We start from the raw sequence: 20044 nt of genomic DNA on the forward strand, positions 1-20044 counted from the left end.
CTTGATGAGCACTGCTTCCATTCCCCTTCCCCGCTGGATCAACTACGGCCTCATTCCGATCCTGAACCTTGTCACCGCCTTCCTGATATCAGGCTTCGTCGTCTGGCTGATCGGCGAAAGCCCGCTCGGCGCGCTGCAGCTCTTGATCGAAGGCGCGCTCGGGAGCGGCGAAGGCATCGGCTTTACGCTGTACTACGCCACCAGCTTCATCTTCACCGGCCTTTCGGTGGCGGTCGCCATCCATGCCGGGCTGTTCAACATCGGCTCCGAGGGCCAGGCCTATCTCGGCGGTCTCGGCTGCGCGCTGGTGGCGCTGTCGCTCGACAAGTTCGTGCCGTGGTACGTGACCATGCCGGTCGCGGTGATCGGCGCCGGCCTGTTCGGCGCCGCCTGGGCCTTCATCCCCGCGTGGCTGCAGGCCAAGCGCGGCAGCCATATCGTCATCACCACGATCATGTTCAACTATATTGGCGCGGCGCTGATGGTCTATCTGCTCGTGCACGTGCTGATCGTGCCGGGCAAGATGGCGCCGGAAACCCGCACCTTCCTCGAAGGCGGACAGTTGCCGAAGCTCGGCTGGATCATGGACATGTTCGGCGCCAAGCTGGGGGCTGCGCCCTTCAACGTCTCCTTCATCATCGCGCTGGTGGCGGCCTGGTTCGTCTGGCTGCTGATCTGGCGCACCAAGCTCGGCTTCGAAATGCGCACGCTCGGCGTCAGCCCGAGTGCCGCAGCTTACGCCGGCATTCCCTACGCGCGCATCGTCATCATCGCCATGCTGCTTTCGGGCGCGCTGGCCGGCATGATGGCGCTCAACCCTGTCATGGGCTCGTCGGCCCGCCTGCAGGTCGAGTTCGTCGGCGGCGCCGGCTTCGTCGGCATCGCGGTGTCGCTGATGGGGCGCAACCATCCCGTCGGCATCGTGCTCTCGGCGATCCTGTTCGGCATCCTCTACCAGGGTGGCGACTGGATCTCGTTCGAGATGCCCAACATCACCCGCGAGATGATCCTCGTGATCCAGGGTCTGGTGATCCTGTTTGCCGGCGCGCTCGAATACATGTACCGGCCGGCGATGGTGCGCCTCTACCAACAGTTCAAGCGGGCGTAAGGAGCGCGACGATGGAATATTACGACATCTTCATCAGCGTTCTGAGCTCCACGATCCGCCTGTCGATCCCGCTGATCTTCACGGCGCTGGCAGGCCTGTTTTCCGAGCGCGCCGGCGTGTTCGACATCGGGCTCGAGGGCAAGATGCTGGGCTCGGCCTTCGCCGCCGCCTGCGTCGCCTACCTCACCGGCTCGCCGTGGCTGGGGCTCGGCGCCGGCATCGTCTGCTCGGTCGCATTGAGCTTCGTGCACGGCTTCGCCTCGATCACCAACCGCGGCAACCAGATCATCTCCGGCGTCGCGATCAACTTCTTCGTGGCCGGGATCACCATCGTTCTCGGCCAGGCCTGGTTCGGCCAGGGCGGACGCACGCCACAGCTCGCGGGCGACGCCCGCTTCACGCCGATCACGCTTCCGGGCGTCGACATCATGCGCGAGGTGCCCTTGATCGGGCCGCTCTATGCCAACGTCATCTCCGGCAACAACGTGCTGACCTACCTCGCCTTCCTGGCGGTGCCGCTCTCGTGGTGGATCCTCTACCGCACGCGCTTCGGTCTTCGTTTGCGCGCCGTCGGCGAGAATCCTGGTGCCGTCGATACCGCCGGCATCTCGGTGACGTGGCTGCGCTACCGCGCCGTCGTCTGCGCCGGCATTCTCTGCGGCTTCGCCGGCACCTATCTGGCGATCGCGCAATCGGCGGCGTTCATCAAGGACATGTCAGCCGGCAAGGGCTATATCGCGCTCGCCGCGCTCGTCTTCGCCAAGTGGAAGCCGGTGCCTGTCATGTTCGCCTGCCTGCTGTTCGGCTTCCTCGACGCGCTCGGCAATTTCATGCAGGGCAAGCCGATCCCCGGGATCGGCGAGGTTCCGGTGCAGATCTTCCAAGCCCTGCCCTACATCCTCACCTGCGTGCTGCTCGCGGGCTTCATCGGCAAAGCCATCCCGCCGAAGGCCGGCGGCACACCCTATGTCAAGGAGCGCTAAGACCATGTCCCACGACCTCTTCGAAGCCGCCCGCGGCGCCATGGCGTTCGCCCACGCGCCCTATTCGAAATTCCCCGTCGGTGCTGCGATCCGCGCCGAGGATGGCAAGGTCTATACCGGCGCCAATATCGAGAACCTCTCCTTCCCGCAGGGCTGGTGCGCCGAGCCGACGGCGATCAGCGCCATGATCATGGGCGGGGCGAAGAAGATCGTCGAGATGGCCGTGATCGCCGAGAAGCTGCCGCTCTGCCCGCCCTGCGGCGGCTGCCGCCAGAAGATCTCGGAATTCGCCTCCAAGGAGACCAGGATCTATCTCTGCGACGAAGCCGGCGTGCAGAAGACCATGACCATGGACGAGCTGCTTCCCTTCAGCTTCGAGACGGAACTCTGATGCAGGCGGCGCTCGACCTGCTGAAGGCGCGGCTCGGCGGGCTGTCGCCGCGCTACGGCGTCATCCTCGGCTCCGGGCTCGGCTCGCTGGTGGCGGAACTGAAGGATGCTGTTCGGATCGCCTATCAGGATATACCGGGCTTTCCCGTCAGCGCCGTCTCGGGCCACGCCGGCGAAGTGGTCGCCGGCACGCTTGGCGGCGTGCCCGTGGTCATGCTGTCGGGGCGCGTGCATTTCTACGAGAAGGGCGACGCGAATGCCATGCGGCTGCCGATCGAGGTGCTGAAGGGGCTCGGCGTCGAGGCGCTGATCCTGACGAATTCGGCGGGATCGTTGCGCGAGGATCTTTCGCCCGGATCGGTGATGCGGATCACCGACCACATCAACTACTCCGGCATCAACCCGCTGATCGGCGAGGAGAGCGACCGCCGCTTCGTGGGCATGACCAACGCCTACGATGCCGGGCTCGCGGAGGCGATGCGGCGGGCGGCGGAGAAGACCGGCACCGACCTTTCGCAGGGCGTCTACATGTGGTTTTCGGGCCCGAGCTTCGAGACGCCGGCGGAAATCCGCATGGCGCGCATTCTCGGCGCCGACGCGGTGGGCATGTCGACCGTGCCCGAGGTGATCATCGCCCGAATGCTCGACATGAGGGTTGCGGCTGCTTCCGTTATCACCAACTATGGGGCGGGAATGACCGGTTCGGAACTGAGCCACGACGAAACCAAGGAGATGGCGCCCATCGGCGGTGCCCGTCTTGCCGCCATCCTGAAAGAGATGATCGCGGCCGGAGGAAATGGACCATGAGCAATCACACGCTGAAGGAAACGGCGGCGGTGGCGCTGTCGCTGCTTGACCTCACCAATCTCAAGGACGACTGCACGGAGGCGCAGATCGAGGCCTTGTGCGCGCGGGCGCAGACGCCCTACGGCAACAGTGCCGCCATCTGCATCTGGCCGCGCTTCGTGGCGCATGCGCGTTCCATCCTCGGCAGCGGCCATCCCGTCAGGATCGCCACCGTCGTCAACTTCCCCTCCGGCGACATGGAGGTCGCCGACGTGGCGGCCGAGACGCGCGAGGCGATCGCCGACGGCGCCGACGAGATCGACCTCGTCATCCCCTATCGCAAGTTCATCGCCGGCAGTGCCCGGGCCGTCACAGACATGGTGGCCGCCGTGCGCGCAGAATGCGGCGATGCGGTGCTTTTGAAGGTGATCCTCGAGACCGGCGAGATCAAGGATGCGGCGATGATCCGCCGCGCCTCGGAACTGGCGATCGAGGCCGGCGCCGACTTCATCAAGACCTCGACCGGCAAGGTGTCCGTCAACGCCACGCTGGAGGCCGCCGACATCATGCTTCGGGCCATCCGTCAAAGTGGCCGCAAAGTCGGCTTCAAGCCGGCCGGCGGTATCGCCTCGGTGGCGGATGCGGCGCTCTATCTGAGCCTCGCCGAGACGATCATGGCGGCCGACTGGGCAATGCCCTCGACCTTCCGCTTCGGCGCTTCCGGCGTGCTCAACGATATCCTTGCGGTTCTTTCCGGCACGCAATCGGCACCGGCGACCGCCGCGAGCTACTGAGATGATCCCGCAGGAGATCATCCGCCGCAAGCGCGACGGCGCGGTGCTGTCCGACGACGATATCCAGGCGTTCATCGCGGCGCTCGCGGCGGGCAAGCTCTCCGAGGGGCAGATCGGCGCCTTCGCCATGGCGGTATGGTTCAAGGGGATGCGCCGCGAGGAGACCGTTTCGCTGACCATGGCGATGGCCCGCTCCGGCGATATGCTCGACTGGAGCGATCTGGACCGGCCGATCGCCGACAAGCATTCGACCGGCGGCGTCGGCGACAACGTCTCGCTGATGCTGGCGCCGATCGCTTCGGCCTGCGGGCTGGCGGTGCCGATGATCTCGGGACGAGGGCTCGGCCATACCGGCGGGACGCTCGACAAGCTGGAATCCATACCAGGCTATACGGTTACCCCCGACGCCGCGCTGTTCCGCAAGGTGGTGCGCGAGGCCGGCTGCGCCATCACCGGCCAGACGGCGGCGCTGGCGCCGGCCGACGGCAGGCTCTACGCGGTGCGCGACGTCACGGCGACGGTGGATTCCATTCCGCTGATCACCGCATCGATCCTGTCGAAGAAGCTGGCGGCCGGGTTGGAGACGCTGGTGCTCGACGTGAAGGTCGGCAACGGCGCCTTCATGGCCTCGTCCGACGAAGCCGAGCAGCTGGCGCGATCGCTGGTCGAGGTGGCCAATGGTGCCGGGCTGAAGACCTCGGCGGTCATCACCGACATGAACCAGCCGCTGGCGGATGCCGTGGGCAACGCGCTGGAGATCCGCAACGCGCTGGCGTTCCTTAAGGGCGAGAAGAGCGGCACACGGCTGGAACAGGTGGTGATTGCGTTTGCCGCCGAGATGCTCGTCCAGTCGCGTGTCGCGGCCTCGCGTGAAGACGGCGAGGCGCGGGCGGCCGAGGCGCTGTCATCGGGCAAGGCGGCGGAGATATTCGGGCGCATGGCGCATATGCTGGGTGGCCCCGCCGACCTCATCGAGAAGCCGGACAGCCATCTGCCGACCGCCCCGGTCATCCGGCCAGTGACCGCGATCCGCGGCGGCTGGCTCGCGGCCTGCGACAGCCGGGACATCGGGATGAACCTGATCGATCTCGGCGGCGGGCGGCGGCATCCCGATGACCGGATCGACCACCGGGTCGGGTTCAGCGATATCGTGGCGCTGGGCACGCGTGTCGAGCGCGGCGATCCGATCGCCTTCGTGCATGCCGCAAGCGAAAGTGCGGCGGACACAGCCGCCGCGTCGCTTCAGGCGAACTACACGATCGACGACAGCGCACCGACGCTGCCACCCGTCATTTCATCGCGTTTCTGATCGCCTACTGCTTCAGGCTGAGCGAGCCATCGGCCACCGAATAGGAGGCGAGCTTCTTCAGGAAGCTCATGCCGACCAGCGTCGAGGACAGCGCCTCGTCCTTGAGGACGAAAGCCTCGACGTCGCGCACCCTTATGCCGCCAATCTCGACGCGGTCGAGGATGATGTGCGACGCCTTGGTCTGGCCATTGGCGGTGTTGACCGAATAGCGGAAATCGAGCTGGTTGGCGGTGTAGCCGAGACGGCGGGCCATGGTCTCGTTCAGCGCGACATAGGTCGCGCCGGTGTCGATCATGCCGGAGACAGATTTGCCATTGATGCGGAAGTCGCCGGTGTAGTGGCCTTGATCATTGGCCTTGAGGCGGATGCCGCCGCCATTGCCCGCTACGGCGGTGGCGGGCGTGGCATCGACGGCACCGGAGATGAAATTGGCAGAGACCGGGCCTTCCGGCCGCGCGGGCGCGCTTCCGAGGAAGGAAGGGGCCTGTGTGGCAAGCACCGCGGCGATGCTTGCGAATATGACTGTACGCACGAGCATGGAAACAGAAATCCTTCCTGTATAAACCGTGCATCATGCGCGGCCGTATCTTTAGCAGCTAAGCCACAATTGCTGAAAAGTTGCTAATGACGGAAGGAGATAAGGCCTGGAAACATAGTCCAGGCCCCATGTAACATTTCGAATGGTAAACGGATCGTTAATTACTTGGTGCCGTACATGCGGTCGCCGGCATCGCCGAGGCCGGGCATGATATAGCCCTTCTCGTTGAGATGGCTGTCGATCGAGGCCGTGTAGATCTTCACATCCGGGTGGGCTTCCTTGAAGTTGCTGATGCCCTCGGGGGCGGCCAGCAGGCAGAGGAAGCGGATGTTGGTCGCGCCGCGTTCCTTCAGCTTGTGAATGGCGGCGATCGAGGAATTGCCGGTGGCGAGCATCGGATCGACGACGATCATCAGGCGCTCGTCGAGCGCTTCCGGCGCCTTGAAGTAGTATTCCACCGGCTGCAGCGTGTCGTGATCGCGGTACATGCCGATATGCGAGACGCGGGCGGAGGGAACCAGCTCCAGCATGCCTTCGAGCAGGCCGTTGCCGGCGCGCAGGATCGACACGAAAACCAGCTTCTTGCCTTCGAGGATCGGCGACTGCATCGTCTGCATCGGCGTTTCGATGGTTTCCATCGTCAGCTCGAGATCGCGCGTCACCTCGTAACACAGGAGCGTGGAAATCTCGCGCAACAGGCGGCGGAAGCTGCCCGTCGAGGTTTCCTTGCGCCGCATGATGGTGAGTTTGTGCTGCACGAGCGGATGATCGATGACCGTTACGCCGTCCATGGCCGAGCCCTTTCCTTAGCTGTTCTTATAGCATGTTTCTTCCACGGAATTCGTCTCCGCCGCAAGAGCGGCGGGCAAATTGCGACGGCGATCCCCAATCTGACCCGGATCGGGACGGATCAGAGCCTGGCCAGAAGCTCGCTGCGCGTGGCCTCGTCGACGAAGGCGGCCTCGATGCCGGTGCGGGTGATCGCGTCGATCTCGGCATCGCTGAAACCGAAGACGGAGGAAGCGAGCTCGTATTCCCGCTCGAGCGAGGTGTGGAAGAAGGGCGGATCGTCGGAACTGATGGTGACGCGCACGCCGGCCTCCTTCAGCGCCCGCAGCGGGTGCGACTGGAAATCCGGGAAGACCTCGAGCGCGATGTTCGAGCCCGGGCAGACCTCCAGCACCGTGCCCAGATCGGCCAGCCGCCTGACGAGGTCCGCATCCTCGATGGCGCGCACGCCATGGCCGATGCGGGCCGGGCGAACGGCATCCAGCGCATCGGCGACGCTGAAGGCGCCGCAGACCTCTCCGGCGTGGATGGTGAGGCCGAGGCCGGCATCGCGGGCGATGTCGAAGGCACGCGCATAGTCCGCCACGCGGCCCATGCGCTCCTCGCCCGCGAGGTTGAAGCCGGTGATCAGAGGATTGCGGGCGCTCGCGGCGTATTCGGCGGCGCCGATGACGCTCGCGGGGCCGAAGTGGCGCTCGCCGGTGACGATCAGCCTCGCCTCGATGCCAGACGCCGCCCTGGCGCGGCGGATGCCCTCGCACACGCCTTCGATATAAGCATCGGCGCCGAGGCCGATACGCTTGCCGTGATCGGGCGAGACGATGAGCTCGCTATAGATCGTGCCTATACCGGCGAGTTCGGCCAGATAGGTTTCCGTGAGCAACGCATAGTCCTCGTCGGTCTTGTAGACCTCGGAGATCTTGTCGTAGCATTCGAGGAAGCTCGCGAAATCATGCCAGACATAGGCGCCGTCCTTTAGATAGGCGCTGATATCGATATTGTACTTGCGGGCCTGCGCCAATGTCAGCGCCGGCGGGGCGGCACCCTCGAGATGACAGTGCAGCTCGACCTTCTTCAGATGCGCGGTCATAGGAAGCTCCTCCCGTGCGGGCCGGCGGGGATGCGCAGATGCTGGGCGATGGTCTCGCCGATATCGGCGTAGCTGGTGCGAATGCCCAGATTGCGCGGGCGGTGGCCGGGGCCGTAGGCGATGATGGGAACCCGCTCGCGGGTGTGATCGGTGCCGCGCCAGGTCGGGTCGCAGCCGTGGTCGGCGGTGATGATGACGAGATCGCCGGGCTTCAGCTTGCCGCCGACCTCAGACAGGCGCGCGTCGAAGGCCTCGAGCGCTGCCGCATAACCCGGAACGTCGCGGCGGTGGCCATAGAGCATGTCGAAATCGACGAAATTGGTGAAGACGAGGTCGCCATCCTCGGCGACATCCATGGCGTCGAGCGTCGCATCCATCAGCGCCGCGTTGCCGTTTGCCTTGATGACGCGCGAGACGCCCTGGTGCGCGAAGATATCGCCGATCTTGCCGACGGCATGGACGGTGCGGCCTTCCTTCACCAATCTGTCGAGCAGTGTCGGTTCCGGCGGTGGCACGGAGAAATCGCGGCGATTGCCGGTGCGCTCGAAGCTCGCCTTGGCTTCGCCGACAAAGGGGCGGGCGATGACGCGGCCGATATTGTGCCGGTCGAGAAGGGCGCGGGCGATGGCGCAGAAGGTCATCAGCCGCTCGAGGCCGAAATGCTTCTCGTGGGCGGCGACCTGGAAGACGGAGTCCGACGAGGTGTAGCAGATCGGCTTGCCGGTGCGGATGTGTTCCTCGCCGTGGCGGGCGATGATGTCGGTGCCGGAGGCATGGCAATTGCCGAGGATGCCCGGAACCTCAGCGGCGTTGCACAGCGCCTCGATCAGCTCGGGGGTAAAGGCATCACCCTCGGTCGGGAAATAGCCCCAGTCGAATGTGACGGGCGTGCCTGATATTTCCCAATGGCCGGAGGGCGTATCCTTGCCGCGCGAGACCTCGCTGGCCGCGCCGAAGCTGGCATAGACTTTCTCGGCCATCGGCATGCCCACCGGGATCTTGCCGGATGCCGCCTTGGCGAGGTGCAGGAGGCCGAGAGCCGAAAGGTTCGGCAGCCGCAGCGGCCCCGAACGCAGGCCCTCGCGATCGCCGAGGCCGGCGGCGCAGAATTCGGCGATATGGCCGAGCGTATCCGCCCCTTCGTCGCCATAGGCGGCCGCATCGGGCGCGCCACCCACGCCGAAGGAATCCATCACGAATAGAAAGGCACGCGGCATGTTTCACCCGACACTCAAAAGCTGGCGCGCCGGATTGCCGGCCGCCGGGCCACAAGCCTTATAACGGAGACGAGAGTATGGCAAATGCGCGGGCGCGAACGGGACCGGCTCAGCAATCGCTGCACAGGACGTTGTCGCCCTGACGCTGCCGGTAATAATAGGTGCGGCTGATGGTGAGGGTGCTGTTGTTCGGCATGAGATTGGGCGCGAAGAGAAACAGCTTATAGGGTATGGACAGTTCCGAGCGTACGAGAAAGCTGTTGGCTTTCTTCAGATCCGCCGGAACCGTGACCGCCGAATTGGCCGTGTAGGGACGGCTGTTGTCCTGCGCCCAGGACCACTTGACGGTCGGGTTGGCGGCGGCGTCGATCTGGATGCCGGTGATCTTCAAGCTCATCGTGGTGCCGGCATTGTAGGGGACGAAGATCGCCGCTGCTGCATTGGGCATGTCGGCAAGCCAGGATTTCGTCACGCTCTGCTGCTGGGTGACGATGTCCGCCACCGTGGCGGCGGCGCGCGAGGCGCGCTTGCTGACGCTGAGACCCATGGTGATCTCGAATGCGCCGACATAGAGCATCACGAGGATCGGAAAGAGAATGGCGAACTCGATCGCGCCCATGCCATCGCGGTCGCCGGCGAAGCGGCGAGACACGGCCCGTAGCCTGACGATTGCGTTGCGGATCATCATCACGGGTACTGCTCGTTCTGGAACGCGGCGGTCGCGACAATCAGGAAGTAGGCCGAGGAGCCGTCGGATGGCCTGACATTGGAAATGTAGGGGCGGATGAGGTCACCGATCACCTGCCACTTATAATAGGCCCGGACCATGTTGATGGTACCGGCACCGCCCGGCGCGTATTGGAGCGCGGAGCTGTCGAGGTCCGAATAGGCGGCGGTCGTCTTCTTCGGGATCGTCGTCGGGATGGCCCCGAAGGTCGAGAAGTTCCGGACATCGACGAAAAGCTTGCTCGGCGTTGCCGCCTCCGTCGTCGAGCAGGTGATCAGGATCGAGATCTCCTTGCAGAAGGCGGTGCGAAACGCGGTGCGATCCGTATTGGCGGCCGTTATCTGGCCCGTGCGGATCTTGCGGCTCAGTGTGTCGACGGCGTTGGACACGAGTTCTTGACCGGCAAAGGCGATGAAGGTCTCGATGATCGCGAAGACGACCATGAAATAGGGAATGGCGAGAAGCGCGAATTCGATGGCCGCGGCGCCGTCACGCGAGCGCGTGAAAGCGGCAATGGACCACCACCGCCTGCATTGGCGCCGATCCGTCCGTTCCGCTGTTTGATCCAATTCCGTCATGGCCTGCATCCGACACAGCTTCGATCATGCACTTCTAAGTGCCGAACGTTGATTTTCCGTTTCAAGCCGGTTCAGAAATTTAACAACAAGTAAAAGAGCCCCGTTTTGCTCAGGGTGCCGCGGCGGCTGCGCCAGCGGCCGTGGTGGCGCTATGCTGTTCGCAATTGGGCGTGCAGGACAAAACCGTACGCTCCGTCTGGCGGAACACGCGCACGGTGTTGGCTTCGTCGATGGATACGAGGATGCTCTGATCGAGGATGGCGTTGCCGTCGGCATCCAGCAGGACGAGATTGGTGCTGCCGAAGCTGCGGCCGGTGAGCACGATGGTCTTGGCGTCGGCGACTGTCGCATCCGCCACCTTGGCGTTGCCGACGATGACCTTGCTGACGGGGCGATCGAGCTTCAACACGCGCGCCTGATCCATATAGACCCTGAGCATCTGTTGCTGTTGGGCGAAGGCCGGGGCGAAGACAGTTGCGCAAGCCGCGGCGGCAGCAAGAACACTGGCAAGGACTGGCCTTATGCCGCTCGATGACATCTGGATTCTCTCACGATCACGACGCTAACTTACCGGAAGCATAGAAAAAAATGGTGCACGAAACCTTAATGGGAGAGCGATCCCGCCCATAACGAGACGTTAACGCCGCGTCATCGGTACCGGAACGATACAATCGGCTTCCCGCATGGCCGGCGAGGCAATGAATCATGGCGCCGGGCAATCAGAAATCCCTTATTCAGTAGTGACTTCCGCATGATATTTAAATTTCTACGGAACTACTGAAACAGTTACTTACCATGGCGGCCGACTGCTTCCCGTTAACACATTAGTAACCCATTTTTTTAAGCCGATCGAAAGAGCGGTACGTTAGGTTGTGCTCATCCGATCAACGGCGAACAGTTGGCGGACGTGCTGAACATCAACTGGAGTTAGGAGTTATCATGACCAAGCTTGTAAGCCGTTTTCTGAAAGACGAATCCGGCGCGACCGCAATTGAATACGGCCTGATCGCAGCGCTCATTTCCGTAGCGCTCATCACCGGCGCCTCCACGCTCGGCGGCAAACTGAACACCATGTTCAGCAACCTGGGCAACACGATCGCCAACAAGACGCCGAACTGATATCGCCTTCGGCGACACGATATACGCCAGACCTTAACAGGTCTGGCGCTAAACATGGGCTCACTGAAACAGTGGGCCTTTTGTCTTAAGGATCGATAGCAGAATGATCGCAGCTTCCGTCTTTGTGATATTCCCGCTGTGCCTCGCAGTCGCGGCATTTTCCGATCTGTTCACGATGACGATCCCGAACAGGATCTCCATCATCCTCATCGCGTCTTTCTTCGCCATCGCGCTTTTGACCGGCATGCCGCTTGCCCAGGTCGGCAGCCATGCCGCCGGCGCGCTGGCCGTCTTCGTCGTCTGCTTCATCCTTTTCGCCACCAATACGATGGGCGGCGGCGACGCCAAACTCCTGACGGCATCCGCACTCTGGTTCGGCCTCAACCCGGCCATTGTCGAGTTTCTGGGCTATGTCGGCATCTTCGGTGGCTTGATAACCTTGATCATCGTGATGATCCGGATGCAGGCCGACACGATTCTCGCGATCGGTCTGCCGGTTCCGAACTCCATTCTCATGGCCAAGAAGATCCCCTACGGCATCGCCATCGCGATCGGCGGTTTTCTGGCATTTCCGTCCTCGCCGCTGTTCATGACCGCGCTGCAAGGCCTGAAGTAAAGGCGCTTAAGCGCTCGTTAACCTAAGATCGAAGTCTTTCGTTAACTATAATTACACCAATTGGAGCCAATTCTCCGGAACGAATATTTCGATTCCCTGGGGAACGCCTGATGAAACCCGCCCGCATTTTGATCCTTGGAGTGGCCGTCGTCGCCGCCGGTCTGGCCGGCGTTCTGGCGATGAGCCTTGCCGGTCGCGGATCGGTCGTGACCCAGGTCCAGCAGGTGGTCGAGAAGGAACCAACCGTCAACGTGCTCGTCTCCAGCGCCAATCTTCCCGTTGGCGCGCGGCTCGACGACAAGTCCGCGCGCTGGATGGCCTGGCCGCAGGGCGGGGTGGTGCAGGGCTTCATCACGGAAACGGACAAGCCCGACGCGATCAAGGAATTGCAGGGCGCCGTCGTGCGCATGCCGATCTTCGAGGGCGAGCCGATCCGGGCGGAAAAGATCGCCGATTCCAACAGCCGCATCATGTCGTCGCTGCTGCCTTCGGGCAAGCGCGCCGTCGCAACCGAAATCTCGGTCGCGACCGGCGCCGGCGGCTTCATCCTGCCGAACGACCGCGTCGACGTGATCATGGTCCGCAAGGAAAAGAACGGCGACAAGTATCTGACCGAAACGGTGCTGAACAATGTGCGGGTGCTGGCGATCGACCAGCAGGTTCAGGAGAAGGACGACGGCTCCAAGGCTGTTGTCGGCACGACCGCGACGCTGGAACTGACCCCCGACCAGACCAAGGTGCTCGCCGTCGCGCAGCAGATGGCGGATCGGCTTTCGCTGGCGCTGCGCTCGGTCGCCGACGCCCGCGAGCCGGATACCAAGGCCGCGGACTATCTGCTCAGCGGCGACAATGGCAGCTCCATCGTTCAGGTCATCAAGTCAGGCGCCATCGTCAACGACAGCGCGCCTCAGAAAGCCGAGTAGAGGAGACGGACATGGGCAACTCAACACGGCGCATGAAACATCTGATGGCAGGCTGCCTGTCGCTGACGATCGGCTTCACCGGCGTCGCGCCGGGCTTTCTCGATCCCGTCATCGGTGTCGGCGCGGCGCAGGCCGCTTCCGACGGCATGGTGAGCATCACCCAGACGGGCCAGGGCGCGCATCGCAGCCTCAAGCTCGGCCTGAAGAAGGCGATCGTGATCGATCTCCCGGTCGATGCGAGCGATATCCTCGTTTCCGATCCGAGCATGGCCGACGCGGTGACGCGCTCCTCGCGGCGCATCTATCTGTTCGGCAAGACGGTCGGGCAGACCAACATCTTCATCTTCGGCGCCGACGGCCAGCAGATCGTCAGCCTCGACATCGCGATCGAACGCGACGTCAGCGGATTGCAGAACAACCTGCGCCGCTTCATTCCCGATTCCAACATCAACGTCGAGATCGTCTCCGACAACATCGTGCTGACAGGCACGGTGCGCACGCCGCAGGATGCGGCGCAGGCCGCCGATCTCGCCGGCGTCTTCCTGAAGGGCGGCGAGGCGACGACGCGCACCGAAACGGCCAGCAGCCAGGGCGGCGGCGACGGATCGGTGGCGTTGTTCGCGGAAAACCGCCAGCAGTCGCAGGTGATCAACCTGCTGCAGATCGAAGGCGAGGACCAGGTCACGCTGAAGGTGACCATCGCCGAGGTTCGCCGCGAAATCCTGAAGCAGATCGGCTTCGACAATCTGGTTTCCAATTCCAGCGGCATGACCGTCGCGCAGCTTGGCGCACCCAACTCCAGCGCCGCGACCTCGACGCTCGGCGGCGGACTGGCGGCGCTGTTCAAGAACTCGATCGGCAAATACGACATCTCGACCTATCTGAGCGCACTGGAACAGGCGAAGGTCGTCAAGACCCTGGCCGAGCCGACGCTGACGGCGATTTCCGGCCAGGCGGCGACCTTCAACTCCGGCGGTCAGGTGCTCTATTCGACGACCGACAACGACGGCAACGTCACCGTCACACCCTACAATTACGGTATCAGCCTGGGCTTCAAGCCGGTCGTGCTCTCCTCGGGCCGCATCAGCCTGGAGATCAAGACCAACGTGTCGGAACCGGCGCCTTCCGTCAGCGGTTCGGCACCGACCTACCAGCGCCGTTCGGCCGAGACCTCCGTCGAGCTTCCGTCCGGCGGCTCGATCGCGCTGGCGGGCCTGATCCGCGACAACGTCGCCCAGACATCGAACGGCACGCCCGGCGCCAACAAGATCCCGCTGCTGGGAACGCTGTTTCGCCAGCGCACCGTGCAGCGCGAAGAGACCGAGCTCGTCATCATCGCGACGCCCTATCTCGTGCGTCCTGTCGCCCGCAATCAGCTGAACCGTCCCGACGACAATTTCAGCCCGACCAACGATGGCGCCGCATTCTTCCTCAACCGCGTGAACAAGGTCTACGGCGGCAAGACGCCGGTCGCGGACACCCAGTTCCACGGCTCAATCGGGTTCATCTACAAATGAGCGAAGCGGGATCAGCAATGGCACAACACAGAGACACGCCGATGGCCCAGATCAAGACCGGCTCCCGTTACCGCGGCTTTTCGACACCGCTGATCGTCGCCGCGTCCATCGCGACCGCCCTGCTTTCCGGTTGCGCCTCGCGCGACGACCTGACGACGGGCGGCATTCCCGACGATTACCGGCAGCGCCACCCGATCGTGGTGACGGAAGCCGAGCAATCGGTGGACATCCCCGTCGCCTCGACCGATCGCCGGCTCAACACAGCGCAGCGCGACATGATCCGCGGCTTCGCGCAGAACTACAGCGCGCGCGCCACCGGCCCGATCTACCTGCTGACGCCGGAGGGATCGCCGAACTCGAACGCCGCCCGGCAGCTGCGCGGCCAGGTGCGCGCCGAGCTTGCCGCGCGCGGGATCGCCGCCTCGAAGATCGTCAACAGCTCCTATGTGACGATCGAGGCCAAGGACGCGGCGCCGATCCGCCTCACCTTCGTCGGCACGACGGCGATGACGTCGCAGTGCGGCCAGTGGCCGAAGGACATGATCAACGACTTCAGCAACCAGAACTACTATAATTTCGGCTGCGCGACACAGAACAACCTCGCGGCACAGATCGCCAATCCCGAGGATCTCGTCGCGCCGCGCGGCATGACCCCGATCGACGCGACGCGCCGCAACGCCGCCATCAAGGAATATCGCGAACGCACATCGAACCTCGAAGAAATGAGCGGCAGTTCCGCCAACAGCTTCTGATCAAGCCAGGATTGACGATGAGCACGGTTGAATACGACATCAAGCACACAGCCGACCTGCAGCAGGCCGAAGAGGCGGTGCGCATGGGCGAGCTGGAAAACATGCGCCCGCTTCCGCGCATCTCGGTGCACGCCTTCTGCGAAAGCGAGGAGCTGCAGCGGGTGATGGAACGCTGCGGCAGCGACCGCCGCCTGTCGAAGGTCAGCCTGCGGATCACCAGCGGCGGCATCGCGGCGGCGGCCAACATGTTCGCCAGCGCGCCGACGCCGAACCTGATCATTCTCGAGACCCGGGCCAGCAGCGCGAGCCTGCTCAACGAGCTGGCGCCGCTCGCCGCCGTCTGCGACCCGTCGACCAAGGTCATCATCGTCGGCTATCACAACGATATCGCGCTCTATCGCGAGCTGATCCGCAACGGCATTTCCGAATATATCGTCCAGCCCGTCGGCATGCCCGACATCATGACGGCGATGGCGACGATCTTCGTCGATCCGGATGCCGAGCCGCTCGGGCGCAGCATCGCCTTCATCGGCGCCAAGGGCGGCGTCGGCGCCTCCACCATCGCCCACAACTGCGCCTTCGGCATCTCGCGCCTGTTTTCGACCGAAACGATCCTCGCCGATCTCGACCTGCCCTACGGAACCGCCAATATCGACTTCGACCAGGATCCGACGCAGGGCATCGCCGAGGCGGTCTATGCCCCGGAGCGCCTGGACGAGATGTTCCTCGACCGCCTGCTGACGAAGTGCTCCGAGCACCTGTCGCTGCTGGCGGCGCCATCGCTCCTCGACCGGGCCTACGATTTCGACGGTCACGCCTTCCAGCCGGTCATGGATGTGCTGCAGCGCAGCGCGCCGGTGACGGTGCTCGACGTGCCGCACACCTGGTCGGAATGGACGCGCTCGGTGCTGGGCGCGGCCGACGAGGTGGTGATCTGCGCGTCTCCCGATCTCGCCAACCTGCGCAACACCAAGAACCTGATCGACGCGCTGCGCAAGATGCGACCGAACGACAAGCCGCCTCACCTCGTTCTCAACCAGGTGGGCATGCCCAAGCGTCCGGAGATCAGCCCTTCGGATTTCTGCGAGCCGCTGGAATGCGAGCCCGTCGCCATCATCCCGTTCGACAGCAACCTGTTCGGAACGGCGGCCAACAGCGGCCGGATGATCTCGGAGATGGACCCGAAATCGCCGACGGCCGAGACCTTCTCGCAGCTGTCGCACATCGTTACCGGGCGGATCGCGATCAAGAAGGCGAAGAAGAGCAGTCTTCTCAGCCTCCTGAAGCGCAAATAGCCCACCAGGAGTGGAACCAGTAATGTTCGGAAAACGCGGAAACGAAGGATCTGGCAAGGCGGGCGGCGCGATCGCGCCACCGCCGCCCGTTGCCGCGCCTTCCCCGTCGTCGGCGCCCGCCGTCTTCGTCGAGCCGCAGCGCGAGCAGAGCCGCCAGCAGGTGGCGCCGCCGCCGATGCAGACGCCGCAGCGCAAGCGCCCTGCCCGCACCGAAGAATATTACGACACCAAGGCGCAGGTCTTCTCGGCGCTGATCGACACGATCGACCTGTCGCAGCTCGCCAAGCTCGACGGTGAAAGCGCGCGCGAGGAAATTCGCGATATCGTCAACGATATCATCACGATCAAGAACTTCGCGATGTCGATCTCCGAGCAGGAAGAGCTGCTCGACGACATCTGCAACGACGTTCTCGGCTATGGTCCGCTGGAGCCGCTTCTGGCACGCGACGACATCGCCGACATCATGGTCAACGGCTCGGGCAAGACCTTCATCGAAGTCGGCGGCAAGACGCTGGAATCGGAAGTGCGGTTCCGCGACAACGCCCAGCTCCTGTCGATCTGCCAGCGCATCGTCAGCCAGGTCGGCCGCCGCGTCGACGAATCGAGCCCGATCTGCGACGCCCGCCTGCCCGACGGCTCGCGCGTCAACGTCATCGCGCCGCCGCTCGCCATCGACGGGCCGGCGCTCACCATCCGTAAGTTCAAGAAGGACAAGCTGACGCTCGATCAGCTGGTGCGCTTCGGGGCGATCACGCCCGAGGGCGCGACGCTGTTGCAGATCATCGGCCGCGTCCGCTGCAACATCGTCATCTCCGGCGGTACCGGCTCGGGCAAGACGACGCTTCTGAACTGCCTCACCAACTACATCGATCGCGACGAGCGCGTCATCACCTGCGAGGACACGGCCGAACTGCAGCTGCAGCAGCCGCATGTGGTGCGCCTCGAAACCCGCCCGCCCAATATCGAAGGCGAAGGCGAGATCACCATGCGCGATCTCGTCAAGAACTGCCTGCGTATGCGCCCCGAACGCATCATCGTCGGCGAAGTGCGCGGACCCGAGGTCTTCGACCTCCTGCAGGCGATGAACACCGGCCACGACGGTTCGATGGGCACGATCCACTCCAACTCGCCGCGCGAGTGCCTCAGCCGTATCGAATCGATGATCGCCATGGGCGGCTATTCGCTGCCGGCCAAGACCGTTCGCGAGATCATCTCGAACTCGGTCGACGTCATCGTCCAGGCCGCGCGCCTTCGCGACGGTTCGCGCCGCATCACGCAGATCACCGAGGTGATCGGCATGGAAGGCGACGTGATCATCACCCAGGACCTGATGCGCTACGAGATCGAGGGCGAGGACGCGGCCGGAAAGATCATCGGCCGGCACAAGTCGACCGGTATCGGCAAGCCGAACTTCTGGGATCGCGCCCGCTACTACAACGAAGAGAAGCGGCTCGCCGCGGCGCTCGACGAGATGGAAGAGAAGTCGAAGGATTAAGATTATGTTCGGTTTCGATCCGCTGGTGCTGGGTATCGTGCTGCTCGTGGCCGTTTCGGCCGGCGCGGTCTGCTACGGCCTGCTGTTTTCACGGATGGAAACCGAGAAGAAGGCGGCGAGCCGGGTCAGCCGCGTGGCATCCGCCGAGCTCGACAAGCAGAACGTCAAGGCCGCGCGCGACCGTGTCCAGGAAATGTCCAAGCGTCGCAAGTCGATGCAGGACAACCTCAAGGACCTCGAGAAGCGTCAGCAGGAAAACGCCAAGAAGAAGCTGACGCTGAAGTCGCGCCTGACGCAGGCGGGCCTCACGATCACGCCCGGCCGTTTCTACATGTTCAGCGGCATTTTCGGCTTCGTGCTGATGTTCGCGGCATTCCTGTTCGGCGCGCCCACCATGGTCGTCCTCGGCCTGCCGATCGTCGCCGGTCTCGGCCTGCCGCGCTGGATCCTCGGCTTTCTCATCAAGCGCCGGCAGAACAAGTTCCTCGAGGAGTTTCCGAACGCGCTCGACGTCATCGTGCGATCGATCAAATCCGGCCTTCCGCTGAACGACGCGATCCGGCTGATCGCCAACGAGGGCAAGGAGCCCGTCAAGGGCGAGTTCCGGCGCGTGGTCGAATCCCAGCAGGTGGGGCTCAGCGTGCCCGATGCCTGCACGCGCATGGTCAACCACATGCCGCTGCAGGAAGTGAACTTCTTTTCGATCGTCATCGCCATTCAATCGCAAGCGGGCGGCAACCTGTCGGAAGCGATCGGCAACCTCTCGAAGGTGCTGCGCGAGCGCAAGAAGATGAAGGCCAAGGTGAAGGCGCTTTCGATGGAAGCAAAGGCTTCGGCCGTCATCATCGGCGCGCTGCCGTTCATCGTCGCCACGCTCGTCTACCTGACGTCGCCGCAGTACATGATGGTCCTCTTCACCGACCCGCGCGGTCACCTGATCATGGGCGTTTCGGCGGTCTGGATGTCGATCGGCATCTTCGTCATGCGCAACATGGTCAATTTCGATATCTAACAGAGGAAATGCGATGTCGTCCGATCTTGCGAGTTCCCTGACGGATCCCTCGATGCTGATCGCGGTGCTGGTGGCGCTGGCGGTGTTCGCAACGCTTTACACGCTCGCCATCCCGTTCTTCGAGCGCGGCGATCTCAACCAGCGCATGAAGGCGGTATCGACGGAGCGCGAGCAGATGCGCGCCCGCGAACGCGCGCGGATGAATGCCGAGTCGAGCGGCAGCAAGGCCTCGCTGCGCACGCAGAACAACCGCTCGGTTCGCCAGATCGTCGAGCGCTTCAACCTGCGCGAGGCGCTGGTCGACGAAAACACGATGAACAAGCTGCGCGCGGCTGGCTATCGCTCGGAAAACGCGCTGAACATGTTCCTGGTGGCGCGCTTCCTGCTGCCCTTCTGCTTCTTCGCGCTGGCGATCTTCTGGGTGTTCGGCCTCGACAACCTCGTCGACAAGCCGACGCCGATCCGCTTCCTCGCGACGCTCTGCTTCGCCTATGTCGGCTTCTACGCACCGAACATCTTCATCTCCAACAAGATGAAGAAGCGGCAGCATTCGATCAAGCGCGCCTGGCCGGACGCGCTGGACCTGATGCTGATCTGCGTGGAATCCGGTATCTCGATCGAAGCCGCGATGCGCCGCGTCTCCGAGGAGCTCGGCGAGGCTTCTCCGGCGCTCGCGGAAGAAATGGTGCTGACGACGGCCGAGCTCTCCTTCCTGCCGGATCGCCGCGTGGCGCTCGAAAACCTCGGCACGCGCACGCAGATCCCGATCGTGCAGTCCGTCGTGCAGGCGCTGATGCAGGCCGACCGCTACGGCACGCCGGTTTCGCAGGCGCTGCGCGTGCTTGCCCAGGAAGGCCGTGACGAGCGCATGAACGAGGCGGAGAAGAAGGCCGCCGCGCTGCCGCCGAAGCTCACCGTGCCGATGATCCTGTTCTTCTTGCCGGTTCTGGTCGCCGTCATTCTCGGGCCGGCCGGCATCCAGGTCGCCGACCGTTTCTAAGAGCCA

General features: G+C 63.8%; 22 protein-coding genes. 15 read left to right on the plus strand and 7 right to left on the minus strand.

Annotated features, from left to right (window positions below):
• Nucleotides 1-4 precede the first annotated feature (4 nt).
• The 6 genes from GGQ67_RS13785 to deoA are packed head-to-tail and all read left to right on the plus strand — an operon-like array spanning nt 5 to nt 5370.
• The gene (locus tag GGQ67_RS13785) at nt 5-1108 is read left to right on the plus strand and encodes an ABC transporter permease (RefSeq protein ID WP_183900728.1); all 1104 of its coding nucleotides are present in this window, start codon (nt 5-7) and stop codon (nt 1106-1108) included.
• 11 nt (nt 1109-1119) lie between these two features.
• Nucleotides 1120-2091 (plus strand): ABC transporter permease, encoded by a 972-nt coding sequence (locus GGQ67_RS13790; RefSeq protein WP_183900729.1) that lies wholly within the window; start codon nt 1120-1122, stop codon nt 2089-2091.
• Nucleotides 2092-2095: 4 nt separating this feature from the next.
• A complete protein-coding gene (locus tag GGQ67_RS13795) occupies nt 2096-2482 on the plus strand; it encodes a cytidine deaminase (RefSeq protein WP_037188430.1) in 387 nt (128 codons plus the stop codon).
• A complete protein-coding gene (locus GGQ67_RS13800; protein ID WP_183900730.1) occupies nt 2482-3288 on the plus strand; it encodes a purine-nucleoside phosphorylase in 807 nt (268 codons plus the stop codon). Before GGQ67_RS13795 ends, GGQ67_RS13800 begins: the two co-directional genes overlap by 1 nt.
• A complete protein-coding gene (deoC, locus tag GGQ67_RS13805) occupies nt 3285-4061 on the plus strand; it encodes a deoxyribose-phosphate aldolase (RefSeq protein WP_183900731.1) in 777 nt (258 codons plus the stop codon). The genes GGQ67_RS13800 and deoC overlap by 4 nt, the downstream gene beginning before the upstream one ends.
• 1 nt (nt 4062) lies before the next feature.
• A complete protein-coding gene (gene deoA, locus GGQ67_RS13810; protein WP_183900732.1) occupies nt 4063-5370 on the plus strand; it encodes a thymidine phosphorylase in 1308 nt (435 codons plus the stop codon).
• Between the two features lie 4 nt (nt 5371-5374).
• On the opposite strand, the gene GGQ67_RS13815 is transcribed toward deoA, so the two are convergent.
• The 7 genes from GGQ67_RS13815 to GGQ67_RS13845 all read right to left on the minus strand — a co-directional run bounded on the left by GGQ67_RS13815 (nt 5375) and on the right by GGQ67_RS13845 (nt 10847).
• Complete coding sequence (locus GGQ67_RS13815) at nt 5375-5908, minus strand: TIGR02281 family clan AA aspartic protease (RefSeq protein ID WP_183900733.1); 534 nt, start codon at nt 5906-5908, stop codon at nt 5375-5377.
• 161 nt (nt 5909-6069) lie between these two features.
• Nucleotides 6070-6699, minus strand: coding sequence for a uracil phosphoribosyltransferase (upp, locus tag GGQ67_RS13820; protein WP_183900734.1), 630 nt, complete (start codon nt 6697-6699; stop codon nt 6070-6072).
• Between the two features lie 119 nt (nt 6700-6818).
• Nucleotides 6819-7787 carry an adenosine deaminase gene (locus tag GGQ67_RS13825; RefSeq protein WP_183900735.1) on the minus strand — a complete coding sequence of 323 codons (969 nt, stop codon included), beginning with the start codon at nt 7785-7787 and terminating at the stop codon, nt 6819-6821.
• On the minus strand, nt 7784-9004 hold the full coding sequence (locus GGQ67_RS13830; RefSeq protein ID WP_183900736.1) for a phosphopentomutase: 1221 nt from the start codon (nt 9002-9004) through the stop codon (nt 7784-7786). The genes GGQ67_RS13825 and GGQ67_RS13830 overlap by 4 nt, the downstream gene beginning before the upstream one ends.
• A gap of 109 nt (nt 9005-9113) precedes the next feature.
• Nucleotides 9114-9692, minus strand: coding sequence for a TadE/TadG family type IV pilus assembly protein (locus GGQ67_RS13835; RefSeq protein WP_425503788.1), 579 nt, complete (start codon nt 9690-9692; stop codon nt 9114-9116).
• Nucleotides 9692-10309 carry a TadE/TadG family type IV pilus assembly protein gene (locus tag GGQ67_RS13840; protein ID WP_183900737.1) on the minus strand — a complete coding sequence of 206 codons (618 nt, stop codon included), beginning with the start codon at nt 10307-10309 and terminating at the stop codon, nt 9692-9694. Before GGQ67_RS13840 ends, GGQ67_RS13835 begins: the two co-directional genes overlap by 1 nt.
• 109 nt (nt 10310-10418) lie before the next feature.
• A complete protein-coding gene (locus tag GGQ67_RS13845; RefSeq protein WP_183900738.1) occupies nt 10419-10847 on the minus strand; it encodes a pilus assembly protein N-terminal domain-containing protein in 429 nt (142 codons plus the stop codon).
• Nucleotides 10848-11248: 401 nt separating this feature from the next.
• Here GGQ67_RS13845 and GGQ67_RS13850 point away from each other — a divergent pair, with 401 nt between their 5' ends.
• From GGQ67_RS13850 to GGQ67_RS13890, 9 genes are all read left to right on the plus strand, one after another.
• Nucleotides 11249-11428, plus strand: a complete 180-nt coding sequence (locus tag GGQ67_RS13850) for a Flp family type IVb pilin (protein WP_183900739.1) — start codon at nt 11249-11251, stop codon at nt 11426-11428.
• A gap of 103 nt (nt 11429-11531) precedes the next feature.
• A complete protein-coding gene (locus GGQ67_RS13855; RefSeq protein WP_183900740.1) occupies nt 11532-12044 on the plus strand; it encodes an A24 family peptidase in 513 nt (170 codons plus the stop codon).
• A gap of 110 nt (nt 12045-12154) precedes the next feature.
• On the plus strand, nt 12155-12967 hold the full coding sequence (gene cpaB, locus GGQ67_RS13860; protein ID WP_183900741.1) for a Flp pilus assembly protein CpaB: 813 nt from the start codon (nt 12155-12157) through the stop codon (nt 12965-12967).
• A gap of 11 nt (nt 12968-12978) precedes the next feature.
• Nucleotides 12979-14484, plus strand: coding sequence for a type II and III secretion system protein family protein (locus GGQ67_RS13865; RefSeq protein WP_183900742.1), 1506 nt, complete (start codon nt 12979-12981; stop codon nt 14482-14484).
• A gap of 17 nt (nt 14485-14501) precedes the next feature.
• The gene (locus GGQ67_RS13870; RefSeq protein WP_183900743.1) at nt 14502-15236 is read left to right on the plus strand and encodes a CpaD family pilus assembly protein; all 735 of its coding nucleotides are present in this window, start codon (nt 14502-14504) and stop codon (nt 15234-15236) included.
• 17 nt (nt 15237-15253) lie between these two features.
• A complete protein-coding gene (locus tag GGQ67_RS13875; RefSeq protein ID WP_183900744.1) occupies nt 15254-16531 on the plus strand; it encodes a CpaE/TadZ family protein in 1278 nt (425 codons plus the stop codon).
• A 22-nt stretch (nt 16532-16553) separates the two neighbouring features.
• Nucleotides 16554-18026: a TadA family conjugal transfer-associated ATPase gene (locus GGQ67_RS13880; RefSeq protein WP_183900745.1), complete on the plus strand. Its 1473-nt coding sequence runs from the start codon at nt 16554-16556 to the stop codon at nt 18024-18026.
• Between the two features lie 4 nt (nt 18027-18030).
• Nucleotides 18031-19038 carry a type II secretion system F family protein gene (locus tag GGQ67_RS13885; protein ID WP_183900746.1) on the plus strand — a complete coding sequence of 336 codons (1008 nt, stop codon included), beginning with the start codon at nt 18031-18033 and terminating at the stop codon, nt 19036-19038.
• A gap of 13 nt (nt 19039-19051) precedes the next feature.
• Nucleotides 19052-20038, plus strand: coding sequence for a type II secretion system F family protein (locus GGQ67_RS13890; protein ID WP_183900747.1), 987 nt, complete (start codon nt 19052-19054; stop codon nt 20036-20038).
• Nucleotides 20039-20044: the final 6 nt, after the last annotated feature.

The organism is Rhizobium metallidurans (assembly GCF_014196505.1).
GTDB classification, from domain to species: domain Bacteria; phylum Pseudomonadota; class Alphaproteobacteria; order Rhizobiales; family Rhizobiaceae; genus Rhizobium; species Rhizobium metallidurans.

Excerpts from the sequence above, each read along its gene's own strand:
- GGQ67_RS13800 (WP_183900730.1), top strand. The coding sequence starts at position 2,482 with ATGCAGGCGGCGCTCGACCTGCTGAAGGCGCGGCTCGGCGGGCTGTCG.
- GGQ67_RS13840 (WP_183900737.1), bottom strand. The coding sequence starts at position 10,309 with ATGACGGAATTGGATCAAACAGCGGAACGGACGGATCGGCGCCAATGC.
- deoA (WP_183900732.1), top strand. The coding sequence starts at position 4,063 with ATGATCCCGCAGGAGATCATCCGCCGCAAGCGCGACGGCGCGGTGCTG.
- upp (WP_183900734.1), bottom strand. The coding sequence starts at position 6,699 with ATGGACGGCGTAACGGTCATCGATCATCCGCTCGTGCAGCACAAACTC.
- GGQ67_RS13870 (WP_183900743.1), top strand. The coding sequence starts at position 14,502 with ATGGCACAACACAGAGACACGCCGATGGCCCAGATCAAGACCGGCTCC.
- GGQ67_RS13885 (WP_183900746.1), top strand. The coding sequence starts at position 18,031 with ATGTTCGGTTTCGATCCGCTGGTGCTGGGTATCGTGCTGCTCGTGGCC.
- GGQ67_RS13875 (WP_183900744.1), top strand. The coding sequence starts at position 15,254 with ATGAGCACGGTTGAATACGACATCAAGCACACAGCCGACCTGCAGCAG.
- GGQ67_RS13880 (WP_183900745.1), top strand. The coding sequence starts at position 16,554 with ATGTTCGGAAAACGCGGAAACGAAGGATCTGGCAAGGCGGGCGGCGCG.
- GGQ67_RS13855 (WP_183900740.1), top strand. The coding sequence starts at position 11,532 with ATGATCGCAGCTTCCGTCTTTGTGATATTCCCGCTGTGCCTCGCAGTC.
- GGQ67_RS13815 (WP_183900733.1), bottom strand. The coding sequence starts at position 5,908 with ATGCTCGTGCGTACAGTCATATTCGCAAGCATCGCCGCGGTGCTTGCC.
- GGQ67_RS13790 (WP_183900729.1), top strand. The coding sequence starts at position 1,120 with ATGGAATATTACGACATCTTCATCAGCGTTCTGAGCTCCACGATCCGC.
- GGQ67_RS13845 (WP_183900738.1), bottom strand. The coding sequence starts at position 10,847 with ATGTCATCGAGCGGCATAAGGCCAGTCCTTGCCAGTGTTCTTGCTGCC.
- GGQ67_RS13825 (WP_183900735.1), bottom strand. The coding sequence starts at position 7,787 with ATGACCGCGCATCTGAAGAAGGTCGAGCTGCACTGTCATCTCGAGGGT.
- cpaB (WP_183900741.1), top strand. The coding sequence starts at position 12,155 with ATGAAACCCGCCCGCATTTTGATCCTTGGAGTGGCCGTCGTCGCCGCC.
- deoC (WP_183900731.1), top strand. The coding sequence starts at position 3,285 with ATGAGCAATCACACGCTGAAGGAAACGGCGGCGGTGGCGCTGTCGCTG.
- GGQ67_RS13785 (WP_183900728.1), top strand. The coding sequence starts at position 5 with ATGAGCACTGCTTCCATTCCCCTTCCCCGCTGGATCAACTACGGCCTC.
- GGQ67_RS13835 (WP_425503788.1), bottom strand. The coding sequence starts at position 9,692 with ATGATGATCCGCAACGCAATCGTCAGGCTACGGGCCGTGTCTCGCCGC.
- GGQ67_RS13795 (WP_037188430.1), top strand. The coding sequence starts at position 2,096 with ATGTCCCACGACCTCTTCGAAGCCGCCCGCGGCGCCATGGCGTTCGCC.
- GGQ67_RS13830 (WP_183900736.1), bottom strand. The coding sequence starts at position 9,004 with ATGCCGCGTGCCTTTCTATTCGTGATGGATTCCTTCGGCGTGGGTGGC.
- GGQ67_RS13865 (WP_183900742.1), top strand. The coding sequence starts at position 12,979 with ATGGGCAACTCAACACGGCGCATGAAACATCTGATGGCAGGCTGCCTG.
- GGQ67_RS13850 (WP_183900739.1), top strand. The coding sequence starts at position 11,249 with ATGACCAAGCTTGTAAGCCGTTTTCTGAAAGACGAATCCGGCGCGACC.
- GGQ67_RS13890 (WP_183900747.1), top strand. The coding sequence starts at position 19,052 with ATGTCGTCCGATCTTGCGAGTTCCCTGACGGATCCCTCGATGCTGATC.